Consider the following 19,986-nt stretch of genomic DNA (forward strand, 5'->3'; position numbering starts at 1 on the left):
AGAAAAGTAAAGTTTCTATACAATATAATAAGATTCCCTTTGTGAAGAAAGACTACGATTCAACTAGAATATACAGAAACACACAAAAAAAAGGGTGCGTCACAGACTTATGACACACCCTCTTTCTTTTTATACTTACATCGGATAACAATTGCCGAATATCTTCTTGAACGTGAGGTCTGCCTTAGGATCTAAGTACTTCATAGCCAGCTGTTTTAAAATTCTCTACCGCAAAGTTACGACTTTATTTTCATAGCTGCAAGAGATTTCAGGGAAAAGTTACTGAAAAAGTTTCTATGGTTGCACTCAAGCACATGAAGAAGAATACTCAAGTGGTTCAGTCAGCTATCTCAAGTGGTTCAGTCAGCTATCTCAAGTAGTTCAATCAAGCAACTCAAGTAGTTCAGTCAGTGAGTTCAGATGTCTCAGTTAACTGACGCAGACGTCTCCGTTAGCTGATGCAGACGTCTCGATAAGCTTACGGATACGTCTCCGTTAGCCTACGCAGTCATATTCGTAACCCAGCGCAGCCATATTCGTAACCCTACGCAGTCATATTCGTAACCCGATGCAGTCATATTCGTAACCCAGCGCAGCCATATTCGTAACCCTACGCAGTCATATTCGTAACCCTACGCAGCCAAATACTTTTCTCACCACACTCTACCAGATACAGCATATCCTGAATAATTGCTACAGGCAACAACACCATCACAACCGTATCTGCTCCTGGCATCTGTCAGCCACCTCCTTCCTGTGTGTAACACAGATGATGGTCTTATCGGCATACGAAGCAAAGAGGCGGTCGAAAAGGAGTTTCTCGGTTTCGGCATCCAGCGATGAACTGATTTCATCCAACAACAGAATGTTACCTTGGCGCAAAAGACTGCGGGCTATGGCAATGCGCTGCGCCTGACCGCCACTCAAACGGGTGGCATGCTCTCCTATCTTCGTATCCATACCTGCCGGCAAACTGAACACGAAATCGGCACAGGCTACATGAAGGGCTTCGGTAAGCTGATCATCAGTAGCCCCAGGATTGGCAAGGAGAAGATTGTCGCGAATGGTTCCGCTCATCAGCGTATTACCCTGTTCTATATACACTATATGCGAACGCATGCCGGTTCCTTCTACCGCCTTGCCTTGGGCATCATACAGCACAATCCTTCCGCTATCGGGCTGGATGATACTCGACAAGAGACGCAGGATGGTAGTCTTGCCACAACCGGTTTCTCCTACTATCGCCACTGATGTAGCGGGACGGAAATCATAGGAGAAATGACTGACAACAACCTTCTTTCGCTCGTCGGGATAAGAATAACTCACGTCCTGAAGACGGATGCCGCAAGCACGCTGCAAAGGTATAGAAGCATCTGCCTGAGAAAGAAACTCCTCCTGCTCGGTGTTTTCTATCTCTACCAACCGGTCTACACTCGCTGAAGCATGAATCAACTGGGGAATCATGCCCAAGAGCGACATGATAGGACTCTGTATCTGTCCCACCAGCTGCAGGAAGGCGGTCATCACACCGAAGGTTATCAACCCGTTCTTGAGTTGGATGGCACCATAGACAAAGGCTCCGAAATAGCCGTAACTGAAGGTGAAGGCAAGGAGCAGACGGGATAACAATGTAAAGCGGATACGACGGCGAACCAGTTGATGCAAACGCTGCTGCATGCTGCCAACCCTACCGGAAACCGTACTCTCTGCCTGCAAGGTCTTGATGGTGAGTTCATGTTCTACCGTCTCCTGAATCATCATCTGTATGCTGCTCTCCTCCTCACGTATCGCCAGCGTCATCTTCTTGAGTCGGCTGCCCAGATACTTGGCACAAACTGCAACCACCGGTGTCAGTACCAGAAGACTCCATGCCAGGATGGAATCGATGGAGCGCATCAGGAAGAAAGCACCGAAGAGCTGTACCAGGGTGACAACAATCGTGGGCAAGACATCCGTAACTACCGAAGAGGCTGAAGAGAGATCGCGCTCCAAACGCTGGCTGATATCACCGGAAAGCATTTCAGAAGCCGGTTTCCCGGAACCAGCCTCAGCCTGCCGCTTAACGGCATAGAGTTTCCTGCCCAGCACAAAGCTGAAGAGGCGGCTACGCATATCATTCTGAAGGATAACCTCGGTGATGCCGGAGAGATAGAATACCAGCTGGCGAAGGGCTATCAGCAGGGCGATGACTAAAAAAAGCACGATGGTTTCGCGCAGCACATTGCCCCGCCAGATCACCACATCGATGAACCGGCGACACAACCAGACGAGCCACAAACCTAATGCTACCTGCAGAAGACCGGTGATGATGCGCAACAGCAAACGGCCCCGCACGGCAGACATCTGGCGGAAAAACCAAAGTGCATACTTTCTCATACCAGTCCCTCTTTCTGCCACTGGGCAACTATTGCCTCACAGTCTTTTTCAGCCTGAGCCATGACTACATCATACTCATCGCATAATGCCTGAGCCAGCGAAGCCACCGTAAATTCACCCTGTTTCTCAGCCGTCTTCCAGAGAAAGGCGGCAGTTTCATTGAGACTGATCAACTTGGTAAAGTCTACAGCCTGCATACCTTCGGCTGTTACCACATACTCACCGCAAATCTCGCGGAGCTTGAAATCGTTCTTGATCTTCATAATTGTACCTTGTTTTTTATTTGTACTGAACTATCGCAAGTTGGCTCCACACGCCCTGAAAGGGCGTGCTGCTTATGGAGTTTCTGCCATTTTCCTTCGCCGGTAACCGTTGGTTCAGGGCGTGCTGCTTATGGACGTGAACTTGTGATTCCTATTAACATGCGAAAGTTCTGTTTTTATATGATAAACGGATATAGAGCTTGATTATTTTAAGCAGTAACCTGCGTATAGGCCTCAACCGCTGCCATCTGTGCCAGTTTCTGAGCGCTTTCTGTGAGATGAGACTCTTACGGCTGCCATCGGGACGGATGACTACATGCGCCTTTGCAATGACATCCTTGCGCAGGCAATGCTCCTTAAAGCCGAGATTGCCATCACCCGTCAGCACGATGCGGCAAGCATCTGCAGAAAAGGATGCGTCTCCAGCAACAGGCACAATCCCGACGATGCGATGCACCACCGGATAGCCTTCTTCGACCCTCGCCATCACAATATCGCCCACCTTCAACTCACCTTCTACCGGATAGAATTCTACGCAATCTCTATCACCTACGATAAAGGGAAGCATGCTGGTTCCCTTGACCGGAAACTTGACAGGACGACCTTCACGGATGAATTGCTCGAGCGCTGCAATTGCCTTATATTTTGAATCGGATTTATTCATCTTTCTATTGCACGATTGTTTTTAATGACTGATGGTCTGACAGCAAAGGAGGGCTGCATCGGCATCAGGCAGACAGTCGAGCTGATAAAGCCGGGTAGCCCCGATAATCTTCTCGATTGTTTGATGCTGGCCATCTGCAATTTCCTTCTCCCATGCCTTGCCGGAGACAGAAGACTTGATAGACACATAAGACTCTATGACGGTCTGCTTCCTGATTTTATTCTCCGGTGCCTGGCGCAACTGGACAATTGCCCCTATCGGATATTCCTCGTTCTTATAGCAAGGTGTCTTTCCACTCCAAGGCGAGCCACTCACCATGGGCGTTCCTTCCGGCGTGACATATACCACAGGATTGTCATCATTGAGCAGGCGGGTGCCATCGATATGCTTGAGCCACAGTCCGGAGTGCGTACTCTTGCCCGTTCCGCTCTTGCCCAGGAAGAGATAAGCCTTGCCATCCTTTACGATGGTAGAAGAATGAAACAGGAGTGTATCTCCTGCAGCCGAACGCATGGCATAGAGCAGCATCAGCGAGGTATCAACGGTTGCCTTGATGGAACCGAGAGCCGATTTCTGACTGAAGACGCCAGCAGGAACCAGAAGACTGGAATGCTGATAATCATGATCGGTAACCAGTATCGATTTCATATCAGTCATCGCCATCAGAAACGCCTTCTGCGTCTCTCCCAGACTACCGCTGATAATGAGCTGTTCCTCTTCATCCTGTCTGCATTCCTCTTTGAAGCCGGCAGGTTTCCTCAGTTCTTCCCCGCTTTCGTTCAAGGTAAGAGTGAAGGAGGTCCGGGCAGCAGATGCGGTATGTTCATCACATTCAAACCCCTGATAAGCCTCCAGCAATACAGCCATAACCTCCCGACAGGAATCAGGATAAGAAAGGCTGAACCCGACATGGGCTACCTGATAATACTTTATAATAGATTCCATTTTTCGTAATTTCATTTATGCTCCACATAAGGAGCGGTTCTAGTTTTTCATTGCTGCTACGAAGGCCTCAGAACCCTCATCTTCTGCAATTCAGCAACAAAAATACGATTTTTATCTGAGAAAGCCAAATCTTTCTCTATCTTTCTTCAAATTACTGAAGTTTTGCAAGCAATGAGTAGTGAGTAGTGATTAGTGATTAATCTTTTCTACCACTAATGCAGAGGGAAATCAGTGCAAAAAAAAGAGATGAAGCAAAAATCAATCATGCTTCATCTCTTTTTTATGATTTTATATTCTGTATCTTACTGCATATCGTAAACCACCTGCATGAGTTTCTTGCCCAACTCATCAGCCTGCTCCATGGTAGAAGCCTCGCTATATACGCGGATGATAGGCTCGGTATTACTCTTGCGGAGGTGAACCCACTTATCAGGGAAGTCGAGCTTGACGCCATCGATATCTGTTACGGTGACATCCTTCTCCTTGCCATACATCTCCTTTACCTTTACAAGGATAGCATCTACATCGGTAGATGGAGTGAGGTCGATGCGATTCTTGGCGATGAAATAGTTAGGGAAGCTGGCACGGAGTTCGCTCACCTTGCAGCCCTTATGAGCCAGACTGCTCAGGAAGAGGGCGATACCAACGAGGGCATCACGACCGTAATGGCTCTCTGGATAGATAACTCCACCATTGCCTTCACCACCGATGACAGCATGAACATCCTTCATCTTGGTAGTTACATTCACCTCGCCTACGGCAGAAGCGCAATAAGAACCACCATGCTTCTCGGTTACATCACGGAGGGCACGGGTAGATGAAAGATTGCTGACGGTATTGCCAGGAGTCTTGCCCAATACATAATCAGCTACGCTTACCAGGGTATATTCCTCGCCAAACATCTTGCCATCTTCGCAGATGAAAGCCAGGCGGTCTACATCAGGGTCTACAACGATACCCATATCGTAACCACCCTTCTTCAACTCATCCATGATACCACCGAGATTCTTCTCCAATGGCTCCGGATTATGAGCAAAGTCGCCTGTTGGCTCACCATTGAGGAAAGTATATGCTACACCGAGTGCATCGAGCAACTCAGGGAGAATAACACCACCCACAGAGTTGATGGAATCTACACAAACCTTGAAGTGGGCATTTCTGATAGCCTCGACATCTACGAGCTTCAAAGCAAGTACGGAGTCGATATGGCGCTTATTGAATGTATTGTCTTCTGTATATTTTCCGAGATGATCTACATCCGCATAGTCGAAGTCTTCCTTCTCAGCGATGTCCAGCACCTCGTTACCATTAGCTGCAGTAAGGAACTCACCCTTCTCGTTGAGGAGTTTGAGGGCATTCCACTGGCGTGGATTGTGAGAAGCTGTGATGATGATACCGCCGGCTGCACCACTCATGGTAACAGCAAGTTCGGTGGTAGGAGTAGTAGCCAGACCAATGTTCAGCACATCGTAGCCCATACCCATGAGGGTTCCACAAACCACATTCTTTACCATCTCGCCAGAGATGCGCGCATCACGGCCTACAACGATGGTATTACTCTTCGAAGCACCGCTACGGCGAATGAAGGTAGCGTATGCTGAAGTGAACTTTACGATATCGAGCGGATTCAATGTATCGCCCGCTGGACCGCCAATAGTACCGCGGATACCAGAAATTGACTTAATCAGTGTCATAAATATATCTTTCTGAATTTATGTTTATCTTCCTTTCTGCAGGGTCATGTCGTAAACACATGCCTGCACACTGCCCGATGCCGATGTGGTACCATAAGAGTGAGGTACGAGCAGGCGGACATGAGCGATGCGATCATCATCAGTCTTTGGTCTGCCAATCTTAATCCAGGTGAACGGGATGAGCCAACCGCTAGGCACGGTAGCACTGACACTGCCATAACTGGATGAATTATAAGTATTGGCCATCAGACTGGCTTTAGGATCAACGAAAGAACCGGTAAATGTACCGGAAGTATTGGTTACGCTTATCTTATCAATATAATAGGAATAAGCAGGAACTTTGTTTGAAAGCGTGAGACATTTATCGCTCATTTCTGCAGCATACGAAAGGTTATACTCATCAAAACGGACCAGTACATCTACCGTTTCACCCTTCTTGATATAGTCGCCACATCCCTGGTCAATCACCTGCATATAGATACCGTTACTGTTGAAAAGTACCCATTCGTTGTTGTTCTTTGCAGTATCCGTCAGCCTTTGATTATTATTCCAACGTCTGTTGAACTCATCCTCAGAGATGACCTTAATATTTTCCTTACGCAAGAAGGAGCTGATAGAATCGAGCTCTCTGTCGCGCATGTCCTTATAAGTCTCACTATCATTGCATGCGGCAAACGATAAAACTGCCGCGAAAGCAATCATTGCAAACAAAAATTTCTTCATTCTTCTTTTTAAAATCTGATTTATTGGGCAAAGGTACAAAAAAGATAAGACAACACCGAGAGGAATAGGTTGATTTTATTATTATTTATCACTTATTATCATCCTATTGCCTCAAAACGGGGTTGTTTTCTGTCTTTTTCGTCATTTCTAAGGGAAAAACGGCTACTTCAGCATATCGGCGTATGCCAGGATTGCTTTCAGTGCTATCTGTTCTGCCTCCTGCATGCTGCACAGCAATTTGCCACCGGAAGCATTGCGATGACCGCCACCATTGAAGAACTCAGCTGCCATCTTGTTGCATGGGAAATCGTCTACAGAACGGAGACTTACCAATATGCGATTGTCGATATCCGTATCTTCGCGAAGAGAAATGGAGAGCTTGTGTCCCTTGATGGTAAGAGGCACATTCACCAGTCCTTCCAGGTCGCCCTTAATAAAGTCATACTCTTTCAACTCTTCACGGGTCACCGTATAGAAACTGGCATGAAGTTCTTCTATTACCTGCAGTTTCTTATCCATCAGATAGCCACGGAACCGGACTGCTGGAATGCGGGCATTATTGAAGACATTGCGGTATATCTTATCCTTGTCGATGTTCTTGGTAAGCAGCAGACAGATGATGTAATAGATATAAGGCTGGGTAGAATTGTAAGTGAAACCACCCGTATCGGTCATCATGCCGCAATATACGCAGGTAGCCCAGGTCTGATCCATCTGCGGGAAGCCGCCCAACTGCCAGACTACACGGAATACCAGGTCGCTGGCACTGCTGGCATGTGGCTGCGAAACCAGTAGCTTAGCCTCAAGATTAGGAGCCAGATGGTGGTCGATGATGACACGCTGAGTCTTGCAACCCAACAATACATGATCCATCTCATCAAGACGTCCCTCACTGCTAAAGTCAACACAGCATACCAGGTCGGCTTCATCGAAAGCCCGTTGTACCTGCTCAGGCTGCTTGTCATACCGCAGGATATCAGCTGCTCCAGGCAACCAGGAAAGAGAATCCGGTACCATATCCGGCACACAAATGTCAACTTTCTTGCCCAAAGAGCGAAGATAACCAGCCCATCCCAGAGAAGAGCCGATGGCATCACCGTCTGGCGACTTATGTGCACAGACGACAATATGATGAGAAGCCGCTATCGTCTCTCGGAGAATAGCGGCTTCCTGATCTGTCAATATATTAATGTTTATATCCATCTCATTAAATTAGAAGAGCTTGTTTGGATAAACACCCTCGTCGATAAGACTCTGGATCTTGTCAACAACACTCTGGCGGTCGGCTGCATAAGTTACACCGAACCACTTGCTGGTAGTATCGAGCACCTTAACAGTAGCTGTACCCTCATTGATGAGCTTGTTAACCATCAATGGAATGAAGAACTCAGCCTTCTTGTTTTCCATATTCTTAGGATCGCTCAAGAACTCCTTGAAGTACTCCTCGCTGTGCTGGAAGTAATCAGGTGTGAAGCCCCAAACGTTCATAGAAACAGGAGTATTGTCGCCAACAGCAACCCACTCGCCCTGCTCATCCTTATAAGATACCTTACCGTCGATACGCATAATCTCGGTACGCTCTACACAGGTTGTGAGGTTCTCCTCAGCATCCTTAGAGCAGATGCCGCGAGCTACGGTACCATTCTCACTCAAGGTGTTACCCACACGGAAACCAACCATGGCATAACGGTTCTTGCTACCCTCTGGAAGTTCAGAGAGGAACTTGCCGATTACCATGAAGCAATCGCGGTTGTAGAAGTCATCGCAGTTGATTACGCAGAAAGGCTCCTTGATGATATCCTTTGCCATCAGAACTGCATGGTTTGTACCCCATGGCTTCTCACGACCTTCTGGTACAGAGAATCCCTCTGGGAGATCATCCAATGCCTGGAAGCAAAGTTCTGCAGGAATATGACCCTCATACTTTGAAAGAATCTTCTCACGGAACTGATCTTCGAAGTCCTTGCGGATAACGAATACGATCTTTCCGAAACCAGCCTGAATAGCATCATAGATGCTGTAGTCCATGATAGTCTCACCATTAGGACCCAGACCATCAAGCTGTTTCAAACCACCATAACGGCTACCCATTCCGGCAGCCAAAAGCAATAACGTAGGTTTCATTTTTATCTATACTTTTATTTATTAATAGTTGATAGTTATTAAAAAAATAACGATGCAAAAGTAACAAAAAAAATGCAGTTAACCGCACGTTTTCCTACTTTTTTTTGATTAATATCAATTTTTGTCCTATTCTGCACTATCTGTAACACATATCAGACTTATTTTTAGATATATCCCCCAAAGACTTAGAAAGGATAACCCACAGCGAAATGCAGACTCTGGGCATCCTTGAACCGACGGATGTTATAGATGCCACTCTTGCCTGTATCGTAAGGAACATGCAGACCGATTCCCCAGTCGACACGTATCACAAACATACCCATATCATAACGCACACCGACACCGGTGCCTACCGCCAGCTGCCGGAAGAACTTGTCTACATCAAACTTGCCGAGCGGACTGTACTCATGGTTGCGCAAGGTCCACACATTACCTGCATCCAGAAAAAGGGCTCCATAGAGATCGCCCCATACCTTCTGACGGTATTCCAGGTTCATCAGATACTTGATGTCGCCCGTCTGGTCAATATACGAATACTTGCTGTTGGTAGGCTGATACCTGCCCGGTCCGATACTCCGGACATTAAAGGCACGCACACTGTTGGCACCACCGATATAGAACTGCTCATAATAAGGAGCATTCTCGGCATTTCCGTAACTCCATATGATGCCGGCATTGACATGTCCCACCAACGTACCATCCTGGGTGATGCGCCAGTACTTCACGAAATCGGTCTCCAGTTTCAGGAACTGAGCAAACGGATTCTTGAACATCTTCTTGTCTTTCTCGTTCCATCCCTTTCCGGCTGCCATATAGCCGAGCGACAGGATATTGGCTGCCTCGCTGATGGTGGTTGACCAGGTGATAGGATGACGGTAACGGCGCGGACTGCGATAAGTATAGGTATAACTCATCTTCGGCACAAACTGGTCGCGCATCGATATCTGAAGATAAGGATGCAGGGCGAGGATGCTGTCGAAAGCGGCCGTGCGGCTGTTCATAAACTCATAAGAGAGAATGAGCGGGCTGAAGGAATGCTGATGCTGGTAAGAGGTTGACCACGCATAAGTTAACTCGCCCGATGCCACATGACGCCGGAAGTAGCTGGCTCTGTTCAGCACATTCATCGAAGCCTTGATGGTAGTGGTTGGCACACCCCGATATCTGGTAGGCATGTGCCCGGCACGGTATCTGCGCTCATTCTGCTCCATCGTTCTGAACATATTCCAAGGCGTGATGATACGGGGGAACTCTACTGATACATCCGATCCGTATTCATAGGAATTGATGCGGGTAGAACCTCCGCCAGCCTGACTGATGGTCTGCCACTCATGCGAACCATGCAGGTTGACAGAAAGTTTCTCGCCTCCATGAAAAGCATTGCGCTTGGTAAGACCCACAACCAGCTCCGGACCTACTCTACCGGTGGTTTTGCCACGGGCATTTGCCTCGACATAGAAATCGTATGGCTTATCGAATACCAGATCGATATTGGCATCCAAGGTATCCCGGTATACTACATTGCCCAAACTGTCAACGGTCTGCACCGAACGGGGAGTGAACTGGATGCTGGAATAGCTGAAGAGTCCCATCTCCTGAAGTCCGGTCTTGGCACGTTCCTCGGTACGAACCCGATACAGCTCGCGGGGACGCAGGCGCAGACTCTGCAAAACGATGCCCGGACGTATCGGCATCTTTCTACCGTTATAATGGAAACTCAGATAGCTGCGTACAAAGGAATCCTTCAGCTCCTCCATATACTGCTTTCTGAAATTAACATTGATCTTTCCTATATACCACTGGCGGGTAGCCCTATCGTCCACGCTGTCTGCCATCATCAGCCTCAACTGTACCTTGCCGGGCACATTCACGGTATCGGCAAGATAAGATGCATAACTGTTCTGATAGAAATAATAGCCCCTATTGCGGAACAGACGGGTGATACGCTGGCGTTCCAATTCCATATTGGAGACATTGAAAGGACTCCCCTTCCGGATGAGCGCCTTGGCCATGGAAGCATCTATGAGCTGCTTGCTCTTGGCAGGGAAGTTGAGATAAGCCATCGAATCGAGCGTCCAGAGATGACCGAAGTCTACATGATAGGCAACCTTTGCCTTCTTCGGATTGCTCTGTGTCAGCACATCATAAGTCACCTTACCATTAAAATAGCCATATTTATCGAGCTGATGCTCAGCCACCTGTGCACGGAGCTGCGGATTCACATTCGCCATCAGCTTAGGTTTGGAACCGAACACCTTGGTTATCCACTTAGCCATTGCTCCATCCGATTGGGAGAAAGCATTCCATATCCAGAGACGCACCGGGAACGGCGTGCGGTAATAGCTGCTGCCAAACAAGGCACCGTTCGGAGCCGAAGCCAGGGCATACTCCATCTCGGCGATGGTAGAATCGGCATAGGCTCCCTTCTCGTAGTTCTTATACTCGATAGGTACCAGTCCCGTAAACAGCTGCTCATCGTCTTTCAGCGCACTGGTTGAAGAGCAACCCGTAATGAGCTGGCCCGACAACATCAGCAATGCTGCCATATATATAATAAGGTATAACCTGTTCTGCTGTTTCATATCGATTTTTACTTTTCGTTAAGTTTCAATGGGTCAAAGGCCTTTGTTCTGGCTTTCTCCATCGTATCCTTCTTTTCATTCGTACTCTTCTTCTCCGCAGGATTCTTCACCATTGGGGCTGAAGGTATCTGCTGCTTATCGTTCTTCAAACGGAAGATGTCTTTGAAGTGCTGCAGTTTTCTCTGCCATTTGAAACCGAATCCATACTCACCAATCAAACCTTCGAGCCAATCGTAGGTATTGTTGTTGTAGAATGCACGGATATACTGGCTCGCACCTTCGTTGAGACGGTACTGCAGTTCGATATTGTTGAAGAACGCATCATCGTTATTAGCTGCATTCTCCATTTCTGCACCGGTAGAAACCTTGCCGCCCACACTGAAACTCAAACGGTTGTTGAAGAACCGCTTGGCAAACTTAAAGTTGTAATCGGTGTGCATGGCACCTGCTGCATTGGTAGAGTTATCTACCGACATACCGACATCCACACCCACAGAACGCATCGCTGAACCTGCAATATTATTGATCTCAGAGTTGAGGAAAGAGGTCAGCGCGCTGTTCATGGAGAACGAATTGGTATTGCCATTGGCAAGATACATGCCCGAAGCCAGCATCGTAATGGCAATCTTTCCCCGCTCTTCGATACTCATCGTGTTCAGTTCATCCTGCAAGGTGGCATCGTTTGGAGAGGAAACGATAAACTGGATACCTGGCTTATTCAATGTCTGCGAGAGTTTTACGCCACAAATGAAATCCACCGAGCGACCGGTTCCCTGTCCCTCGTTCACCGTCGTCCTGACATTCTCTGTTGCCGTGATGTTCAGCGTCGGGTTGAACGGATCGCCGTTAAACTCGATGTAGCTGCCGTCCTGGATATCAAACGTCTTCAGCGGAATGATAGGCAGCGAATATTTCATCTTACCATTGTTCAGGGTATACTTGCCCGTGATGCCGATGCCGTCGACCGAATTGTAAGTCATCGTCAGATCACCACCGCCCATCAGGTCGATGTAGTTGGTCTGGTCGGCATTCAGAGCACAGAGGATATGAGCCGACTCGTCTATCGACATGCTCAACATCATACTCAATCCTTCCAGTGCCGGACGCTCGACAACGACAGGCTTGCCACTCTTGAAATTCGTAAACTTCACCAGCTCATCGAGCTGCGTATCAGTAGTCAGTTCCGATTCTTTCAGCACATACGTCATATCCGTATTGCCGAGGACATCCAGCTTACCCTGCATCTTCAGATTGCTTACCGGTCCGCGCATCGCACCATAGAAGTTGACATACGCCTTGCCGAAAGCCTCGGAACGGGCATTCTCCTTGGCATCAATCAGCAGGAAGTTCTGTGCTCTCATCCGGATATCGAGCATCATCTTCTCTATATTCGTAAAGTCGAGACTGCCCTGGATATTGAGCGGACTCTCATTGTTGGCATACATCATGAAGTTTTCGAAGAGCAACTTGCTGCCGATGATACGGACCGGATCGTTGGCAAAACGCATCGTGATGCCATACGGCACACTGACGAGATAAGCCGAATCCAGATATACTTCGCCCTCTACATCCAACTGGCTCAAGGCTCCCTTCAAACTCAGTTTTCCTTCGCCATATCCCTTCAGACCCATAATCTGGTCAGGAACAAAACCGTTGACAAAATGCAGAGGCAACTTCTCCATGCCCACTTCGGCATCGAGATAACCGCTTCCTTCAGACCTGTAAACACCCTTCACGGTAGCCACTTCTTCACCCTCATAATTGAGGAAACCATCTACATAATGAGAACCGTCGCTCTTTGGCATGTAAACGAATTCAGTACCGACATCTCCCATCGGACACTTTTCGTAAACCATATTGTCGATGTTCAGATTAGAAGAAATCGAGAGTTTATCCTTGGTCTGGATAATATGGAAGTCGCCGTCAAGAATACCCGAGATGTCAGGCATATAAGGAATCACGCTGAGCACTTTATCCAGATTAAACTGGCTCATGCTCACCGTAAGATCCTGCAGCGCTTCTTCGTTTTCATCATTGCTGTATATGCGGATACCCATGCCGTTGGCTGCCTTCAGACTCAGATTGGCAGAAACACGGTCGTCATTGCCCAACATCAGATAGTTGTCATCGTTGGCAGTAAACTTCTTGTAACCCAGGACAGGATGGGTATCGATGAGCGAAATCTTCACGCCGTTTTCCAGCAACAGCGCCTCCAGACCCACATCTACACCCAATCTGTTTTTGGCATCATAGATGCGGGCATCGATATTGGAACCCTTCTCCTGCAGTTCGCCCTCTACCTGTGCCCGGAACACATACTGAGGATTATGCTTGTTGTTCTGAACACGGGCTGCATAGCGGATGGTATCGCCCTCAGTCTTCACCAAGGCACGGATCGTATCCAACTGCATGCCACTCGCTACCAGTGAATCGATGTTGAGATAACCATTGACACCCGTTACAGGCGACATGTTCATCTTCATATCCACCGTCTTGAAATCATAACCGCAGTAAGCGATGAAACGGGATATGAAATTGTCCTTTCCTGTGGTAAGATAAACATGACCGAAAGGGAACTGACTGCGAATCTTCACCTGGTCGATATGATGGTTCCTAAGCTGATGAGCCAATTCTTTCTGCAATCCGGCAAAACGGCTCATCAACTGCTTATAGCCTCCGTGTACATCCATGTTGAGATGGAAGTCGCCGCAATCGATGACTGCGTGCGTGGTATCTCTGCGGGTAAAGACATCAGCGTCAACACCCACCGGACGGTAATTCTTTTCTGCCGTACGAACCGTAATATCACTCATCGAAGCCATGATGTCGTGACTGTCCTTCAGGTCGGACCTGATATCCATGTGACCACAGAGCGACAGGCGCATCGGTGCCTTCGTTACCTCTAACGAATAAAGATTCACATCGCGGACATCTGCCACCAGGGTAGCCTCCAGTTTCTTGGAATTCGTAAGTGCATCAAGGCTGACGAGTCCCGTAAGATACTGGTTCTTGCTGTCGATATCGGCATGCACCTTACCATTAGCAACGTGAGCCACTGCCAATACATGATCCAGTTTGTATTTGCCATACTGAATCTGGTTTACCTGTGCCTTAGCCTGTAATCGGGTACGCGGAGAAAGGAAATCGGTTCCCACTCCCTTCGCCTGCAATGAGCCGGTGAAAGAACGCAAATCCTGTTTTGGAAGGAAATGCTTTGCCTGGATGTTGTGCGCCTGAATCTTAGCTTGATAAGCCAGACGGTTCATATCGATACCGCCGTCTTTCCGGGTCTTCGCATCTATCTTGGCATCTACCCTCATTCTGCCACGACCTTCGGTAATGGCGAGTCGGGTAGCATATCTGGAGCCGTCTGCCTGAATGTTTCCTCGGATTCCGATACCGCTAGGCACACGTATCTCCTGCATCAGAGAAGGGTCAAGCATGGCGGTAACGAAATCCAGATGATAGGTACGGGCCTTCAGATCTACATTTGCCTTCAGACGGTTCATATCCGTCATGTTACTCAGGTTACCATCTGCACTCAGTTCGAAGGCTGTTGGCAGCGACAGTTTCAAGCCCGAGAAAGATGCCTGCTGCATATTACCCTTGAACGAACCTTCTATCTTCATCGGATAGAATGGCCATTTCTTCTTCATGGCACTTGGGAAGGCATCGCCTGCAAAGAGGAACAGGTCTGAACGGCCCAGAGCACCCTTCAGCTGTGCCATCAACTTGCCAGGATTCCTGTCTGCAAAGGCGTTCATATCCATATCCACCGTTGCCTGCAACTGGGAGTATGGGGTACGGAGACAGATATCAGGCAACTGCAACTTCACGGAATCCATTACGAATCTGCCATAGAGCTGGTCTACCTGCAAACCGCTTTTCTCCTTAAACCGGGCTTCACGAATCTTGACATCTATCTTCGAATCGCAATAATAGAAAGAGTCTGCATTCAAAGCCAGGGCCGACAGGGCGAGATGGTTGAAGTCCATGCCCGATACCGGACGGATATAGTTTTGGTCATAGTTTACCTTGCCGTTCTTCCAGTCAAGATGACCTACCTGATAAAGTCCTTTGTAAAGGTCGAGATAGGTAGTCTGCGCCACCGCATCTCCAAAGTAAGCATTCACCTGAAGAGTATCTCCAGGCATGTGTAATACGAAATCAGTGTTCTTCAGTTTCAGTTTATCAATATTCACCTTCCAGAAATTGGTACTAGGCGTAGTATCCGGCGGCACCGTATCGCTCAACTCTACCGAGAGTCGGGCATCAGCCAACAGGGCATGATTCACCCTGACCTTCTCCTTTCCCAGGTCAATGCCATGAGCATTCAGGCGCAGATTACCTACATTGCCCTTGATTCTGGCTTCGTGAATAAAATTAGTGGTATTCACCTTCATCTGGGTGAAATTGAGTTCATCCACCATGACTTGACTTTCGAAAAGAGGCAACAACTGTACGTCTACCACCATTTTCTGGATGTCGGCAACGGTATCTCTCTTATTTCTTAAAGCCAAGTTTGGGGAATTCTTGAGTGAGTCGATTGGCTGCAGTACCTTAACGCCTTCCACTCCCAGTTTCAGAGGGAAGACGAGGCGTACCTGCTTCACCGAAATATCCATACCCGTCGACTCAGAGGCATAAGCAGCCACTTGCTTTACCGCCCAATTCTGAACAGGAGGCAGATAAAGCAGAATGGATAATAACAAGATGAGCACCAATGGAGTCAACACCGTGATTCCTGCCCATTTCGCATACCTCTTCATAAGCATGGATTTTTTGAGTTAGGGTGCAATAGCCCGCCAAAGATTATCATCCGGCAGCGGAGCCTCTGCTACGATTGTTTCTTTAGACACAGGATGAACAAATTCCACTCTGTGTGAGAGGAGAGAAATACTGCCATCTGCATTGCTACGTGGAGAACCGTATTTCAAATCTCCCTTGATAGGACATCCCATCTTGGCAAGCTGGCATCTTATCTGATGATGGCGACCCGTCATCAAGTTCACCTCCAAAAGTGTATAATGGTCTGTATGACCTATCACCTTATACTTCAATATCGCTTTCTTCGAGTTTTTCACCTCGTGGTCGTAAGCATAGCTCTTGTTCTGCTTTTCATTTCTTACGATCCAATGGGTGAGCGTAGCCTCAGGGTCCTTTGGCATGTTCTTCACGATTGCCCAATAGGTTTTGTGAACATCACCATCCCTGAACATATTGTTCAGACGGCTCAATGCCTTGGAAGTCTTGGCAAATACGACCAAACCCGAAACAGGACGGTCAAGGCGATGCACCACACCGAGAAATACATTTCCCGGCTTGTGATACTTCTCCTTGATGTACTGTTTCACAGTCTCCGAGAGAGGTTCATCGCCGGTCTTGTCGCCCTGCACGATTTCGCCACTTCTCTTAGAGACTATGATTATATGGTTGTCTTCGTAAACTACCTGCATGTTTTATCAATAAAACGTTGCCGAGAGATTACATGTTCATACCACCGTCGATCTGAATAACCTGACCGCTTACATAGCTAGACAAGTCGGAAGCGAGGAAGAGGCAAACATTTGCAATATCCTCAGTCTGACCGCCACGACGCAATGGAATCTTCTGCATCCAGTCCTTGCGGATTTCCTCTGGCAACTGTGCAGTCATTGCTGTCTCGATGAAACCAGGAGCCACGGCATTAGCACGTACGCCCTTAGGACCCAACTCCTGAGCGATAGACTTAGCCAAAGCAATCATACCAGCCTTAGAAGCTGCATAGTTGCACTGACCTGCATTACCATGAACACCTACTACAGAAGCCATGTTGATGATAGAACCACCACGCTGACGAAGCATGATTGGAGAGCAAGCATGAATGAAGTTGAAGGCTGACTTCAAGTTTACATTCAAAACAGCATCCCACTGAGCCTCGCTCATACGGAGCATCAAACCATCCTTTGTGATACCTGCATTGTTAACCAGAATATCGATAGAACCGAAGTCCTCGTGAATCTGCTTAACAGTCTTCTGTGTCTCCTCGAAATCTGCTGCATTTCCAGCATAAGCACGACAGGTTACACCAAGAGCCTCAATCTCCTTACGAGTAGCTTCCAAACCGGCAGCCATATCGTCGTTGAGTACGAGGTCTGTAAATGCGATGTTAGCGCCCTCAGAGGCGAACTTCATAGCGACAGCCTTACCGATGCCGCGAGCAGCACCTGTTACAAGGGCTGTTTTACCACTTAATAATCCCATTTCTTTCTTATTTTATTAATTATCAATTAGTTACGTATTTACTATTTTCATTTGTCTAGAGTTTCAAGCCCGACTTTCCCAAGGCACCATAAACCACCTTGGCAACCAGAGGTTTGCTCGACTCCACATTCATGCCATGACCCAGACGGCCATAGATAAATGGCACCTCGAGGCCTTTGATACAATAGTGAGTAATATCAGCCACCAGGTCGATGTTATCAATATCAAACTCACCGTCTTCTCTGCCTTCGGCATAAATCCTTCTGAGAATCTCTATTTCGTCTTCGTCGAAGTTCTTTCTTGCCTTCTCAACCATCCAGATGTTTCTGAAGAACTCAGCACGGAGGTTACCGTTTCTTACAACCGTTTCCTTGATCATACTGAGGTGAGTATAGATAAGTTCGATGATTTTATCCTGTGGACGCATCTTGCAATTGGCAACCTCGTCCAACTTATCAGAAAGACGCTCCAACTCCGACTCTATCACAGCGTAATAGACGTCCTCTTTCCTACTGAAATAAGTATAGAGCGTACGTCTTCCCTTACCAGAAGCTACAGCAATATCATTCATCGTAGTATTTGCTATACCATTCTTGGCAAAGAGTTGTCGTGCGACATCTACCAGTTTTTGTCTTGTTTTGGATACTGACATATTGAAGCCCTTCCTATTTTATTAATTGCACATAAAAATATTATTATGCAAAAGTAGCACTTTAATTCGAATTAAACAAATATTTAATGTTAAATTAATAAATATGGGCATAAAAAAAACGGATAAGATGTTGTTGACCAACTTCTTACCCGATCATTTGTTGCGGCGGCAGGACTCGAACATGCGACCTCCAGGTTATGAGCCTGGCGAGCTACCAACTGCTCCACACCGCGATATAATCAACTCATTTCTGAATTGCGAGTGCAAAGGTACTGCTTTTTTCCGATGTAACCAAACATTTTGTCAGAAATCTGCATATATTTAACAGTTATTAAGTAGAATAGCAACAAAACGTACATAAAAGAGGAGAAAACGAGTAAAAAGCAAGCCCGATTGCTCTTTTTCAGAACAATCGGGCGTTATGGAAAAAGAATTACTTTTTCAAAAGTTTCATTACCTTCTCAAAATATCTCTGAGTACGCTTCATACTGTAATGATTACCACCATTCCATGAACGGATAGCATGCTCAATACTATTAAGAGGATTGTAGACACTCTGAATCAACAGAAACATTTCTTTAGATTTAGCGACATTATATCTATCGGCCAAAGTGTAGCGCTTTTTTGATTTCTTGCGCTTCAGAATATTGTTACATTCTGCTACTAAAATTGGAGTGATCTGCATCACACCTACAGAGTTACCGCTCTTAGCTTTCGGATCACCCTTACTCTCTACCTGAATGATAGCGTCCATCACTGGAGTCCAGTCCATCTCGCTGGTAGAGGATACATTTCCTGATGTTGCAGCCGACGCTGCATGAATTTCTAATGTCAGCATTAACATGCTAACCAATACCATTGTTATTCTCTTCATATTAATTGATTTATGGAACCTGAAAAGCTGAAATACAACATCAGTGATTTCGCGGTGGCAACTTGTGAGAAAAAGAAAGGCTGCTCACCTCAGTCCCGTTAGATACCTTAACGGATACCTTCTCACACAACAAAAAGCACAAGATACTGGTATCCTTATTCTTATCGTTTGCAAAGATACAAAAAAAAATCGAATTATGCAAGTAATCTACTGATTATCAGCGCATTTTCACGTAATTAAACACTTAATAACACTTGATATAAAGGTAAAAAGGAGATTTAAAGGTAAAAAAGTAAAAAGGTAAAAGAAGCTGCGCCCATCTGCGAAATCCCAGACCGAGCAGGTCAAAAATCTGTGTAAATCTGTGAATTGAAAATCGGCGGCCGAAGGGAAAGCCAAATCTGTGGGAAAAGAAAAAGCAGCAAGAAAAATCTGCGTCATCTGCGAAATCTGCGTGACAAAAAAAATCCGCATGACCAAAAACCATCTGCGTGAGAAAGAACCAATCCGCGTGATAACAAAAAAGCCTCAGAAATCTTTCGAAATCTGAGGCTCTTGATAAAAGGAGGCGGCTACCTACTCTCCCGCATTGCATTGCAGTACCATCGGCGCAAGTGAGCTTAACTTCTCTGTTCGGAATGGGAAGAGGTGGGACCTCACCGCAATAACCACCTGATAATGGGTTATGACGTATTTGCACACAAGCAAACTGTTTACCAAGTAAAGAACCACCGTCCCTCTCGATTCAATCGAGAGTCAACAGCTGAAACTATGAACTTTCTTAAAGAAAGTGTTCGGGCAATTAGTAATGCTCGGCTTTGACATCGCTGTCTTTACACCTGCATC

The 19,986-nt window shown here is 46.9% G+C and carries 14 protein-coding genes, 1 tRNA gene and 1 rRNA gene; all 16 read right to left on the reverse strand.

All coding sequences use genetic code 11. From position 1 onward, the window contains the following. Positions 1 to 711 precede the first annotated feature (711 nt). Positions 712 to 2,376: an ABC transporter ATP-binding protein gene (locus ACWJAO_RS12130; RefSeq protein ID WP_449140436.1), complete on the reverse strand. Its 1,665-nt coding sequence runs from the start codon at positions 2,374 to 2,376 to the stop codon at positions 712 to 714. Then, positions 2,373 to 2,639, reverse strand: a complete 267-nt coding sequence (locus ACWJAO_RS12135; protein WP_449140437.1) for a PqqD family protein — start codon at positions 2,637 to 2,639, stop codon at positions 2,373 to 2,375. The genes ACWJAO_RS12130 and ACWJAO_RS12135 overlap by 4 nt, the downstream gene beginning before the upstream one ends. A 154-nt stretch (positions 2,640 to 2,793) precedes the next feature. After that, positions 2,794 to 3,303, reverse strand: coding sequence for a S24/S26 family peptidase (locus ACWJAO_RS12140; protein WP_449140438.1), 510 nt, complete (start codon positions 3,301 to 3,303; stop codon positions 2,794 to 2,796). 21 nt (positions 3,304 to 3,324) lie between these two features. Continuing rightward, positions 3,325 to 4,248, reverse strand: coding sequence for a hypothetical protein (locus ACWJAO_RS12145; RefSeq protein ID WP_449140439.1), 924 nt, complete (start codon positions 4,246 to 4,248; stop codon positions 3,325 to 3,327). A gap of 302 nt (positions 4,249 to 4,550) precedes the next feature. Continuing rightward, complete coding sequence (glmM, locus tag ACWJAO_RS12150; protein ID WP_449140440.1) at positions 4,551 to 5,942, reverse strand: phosphoglucosamine mutase; 1,392 nt, start codon at positions 5,940 to 5,942, stop codon at positions 4,551 to 4,553. A 24-nt stretch (positions 5,943 to 5,966) separates the two neighbouring features. Next, positions 5,967 to 6,665 (reverse strand): DUF4827 domain-containing protein, encoded by a 699-nt coding sequence (locus ACWJAO_RS12155; protein WP_449140441.1) that lies wholly within the window; start codon positions 6,663 to 6,665, stop codon positions 5,967 to 5,969. Positions 6,666 to 6,827: 162 nt separating this feature from the next. Next, positions 6,828 to 7,862, reverse strand: a complete 1,035-nt coding sequence (locus ACWJAO_RS12160) for a DHH family phosphoesterase (protein WP_449140446.1) — start codon at positions 7,860 to 7,862, stop codon at positions 6,828 to 6,830. Positions 7,863 to 7,877: 15 nt separating this feature from the next. Continuing rightward, entirely contained in the window at positions 7,878 to 8,789 is a 912-nt protein-coding gene (locus tag ACWJAO_RS12165) for a nucleotidyltransferase (protein ID WP_296083114.1), read from the reverse strand. A 185-nt stretch (positions 8,790 to 8,974) separates the two neighbouring features. Next, complete coding sequence (gene tamL / locus ACWJAO_RS12170) at positions 8,975 to 11,371, reverse strand: translocation and assembly module lipoprotein TamL (RefSeq protein ID WP_449140442.1); 2,397 nt, start codon at positions 11,369 to 11,371, stop codon at positions 8,975 to 8,977. An 8-nt stretch (positions 11,372 to 11,379) separates the two neighbouring features. Further along, a complete protein-coding gene (locus ACWJAO_RS12175) occupies positions 11,380 to 16,140 on the reverse strand; it encodes a translocation/assembly module TamB domain-containing protein (RefSeq protein WP_449140443.1) in 4,761 nt (1,586 codons plus the stop codon). 18 nt (positions 16,141 to 16,158) lie between these two features. Next, positions 16,159 to 16,827: an RluA family pseudouridine synthase gene (locus tag ACWJAO_RS12180; RefSeq protein WP_449140444.1), complete on the reverse strand. Its 669-nt coding sequence runs from the start codon at positions 16,825 to 16,827 to the stop codon at positions 16,159 to 16,161. Positions 16,828 to 16,855: 28 nt separating this feature from the next. Then, positions 16,856 to 17,614 carry a 3-oxoacyl-[acyl-carrier-protein] reductase gene (gene fabG, locus ACWJAO_RS12185; protein WP_006847901.1) on the reverse strand — a complete coding sequence of 253 codons (759 nt, stop codon included), beginning with the start codon at positions 17,612 to 17,614 and terminating at the stop codon, positions 16,856 to 16,858. 55 nt (positions 17,615 to 17,669) lie between these two features. Beyond that, the gene (locus ACWJAO_RS12190) at positions 17,670 to 18,266 is read right to left on the reverse strand and encodes a TetR/AcrR family transcriptional regulator (protein WP_006847902.1); all 597 of its coding nucleotides are present in this window, start codon (positions 18,264 to 18,266) and stop codon (positions 17,670 to 17,672) included. A 160-nt stretch (positions 18,267 to 18,426) separates the two neighbouring features. After that, a tRNA-Met gene (locus tag ACWJAO_RS12195) sits at positions 18,427 to 18,499 on the reverse strand. Between the two features lie 200 nt (positions 18,500 to 18,699). Then, positions 18,700 to 19,140, reverse strand: a complete 441-nt coding sequence (locus tag ACWJAO_RS12200) for a lytic transglycosylase domain-containing protein (protein WP_449140445.1) — start codon at positions 19,138 to 19,140, stop codon at positions 18,700 to 18,702. A gap of 563 nt (positions 19,141 to 19,703) precedes the next feature. Further along, positions 19,704 to 19,816 (reverse strand): 5S ribosomal RNA (gene rrf, locus ACWJAO_RS12205). Positions 19,817 to 19,986: the final 170 nt, after the last annotated feature.

Source organism: Segatella sp., assembly GCF_977051555.1.

Bases quoted from the DNA above. Each gene is read 5' to 3' on its own strand.
- tamL (WP_449140442.1), bottom strand. From the start codon at position 11,371: ATGAAACAGCAGAACAGGTTATACCTTATTATATATATGGCAGCATTG.
- ACWJAO_RS12175 (WP_449140443.1), bottom strand. From the start codon at position 16,140: ATGAAGAGGTATGCGAAATGGGCAGGAATCACGGTGTTGACTCCATTG.
- glmM (WP_449140440.1), bottom strand. From the start codon at position 5,942: ATGACACTGATTAAGTCAATTTCTGGTATCCGCGGTACTATTGGCGGT.
- fabG (WP_006847901.1), bottom strand. From the start codon at position 17,614: ATGGGATTATTAAGTGGTAAAACAGCCCTTGTAACAGGTGCTGCTCGC.
- ACWJAO_RS12140 (WP_449140438.1), bottom strand. From the start codon at position 3,303: ATGAATAAATCCGATTCAAAATATAAGGCAATTGCAGCGCTCGAGCAA.
- ACWJAO_RS12145 (WP_449140439.1), bottom strand. From the start codon at position 4,248: ATGGAATCTATTATAAAGTATTATCAGGTAGCCCATGTCGGGTTCAGC.
- ACWJAO_RS12155 (WP_449140441.1), bottom strand. From the start codon at position 6,665: ATGAAGAAATTTTTGTTTGCAATGATTGCTTTCGCGGCAGTTTTATCG.
- ACWJAO_RS12190 (WP_006847902.1), bottom strand. From the start codon at position 18,266: ATGTCAGTATCCAAAACAAGACAAAAACTGGTAGATGTCGCACGACAA.
- ACWJAO_RS12135 (WP_449140437.1), bottom strand. From the start codon at position 2,639: ATGAAGATCAAGAACGATTTCAAGCTCCGCGAGATTTGCGGTGAGTAT.
- ACWJAO_RS12180 (WP_449140444.1), bottom strand. From the start codon at position 16,827: ATGCAGGTAGTTTACGAAGACAACCATATAATCATAGTCTCTAAGAGA.
- ACWJAO_RS12130 (WP_449140436.1), bottom strand. From the start codon at position 2,376: ATGAGAAAGTATGCACTTTGGTTTTTCCGCCAGATGTCTGCCGTGCGG.
- ACWJAO_RS12200 (WP_449140445.1), bottom strand. From the start codon at position 19,140: ATGAAGAGAATAACAATGGTATTGGTTAGCATGTTAATGCTGACATTA.
- ACWJAO_RS12165 (WP_296083114.1), bottom strand. From the start codon at position 8,789: ATGAAACCTACGTTATTGCTTTTGGCTGCCGGAATGGGTAGCCGTTAT.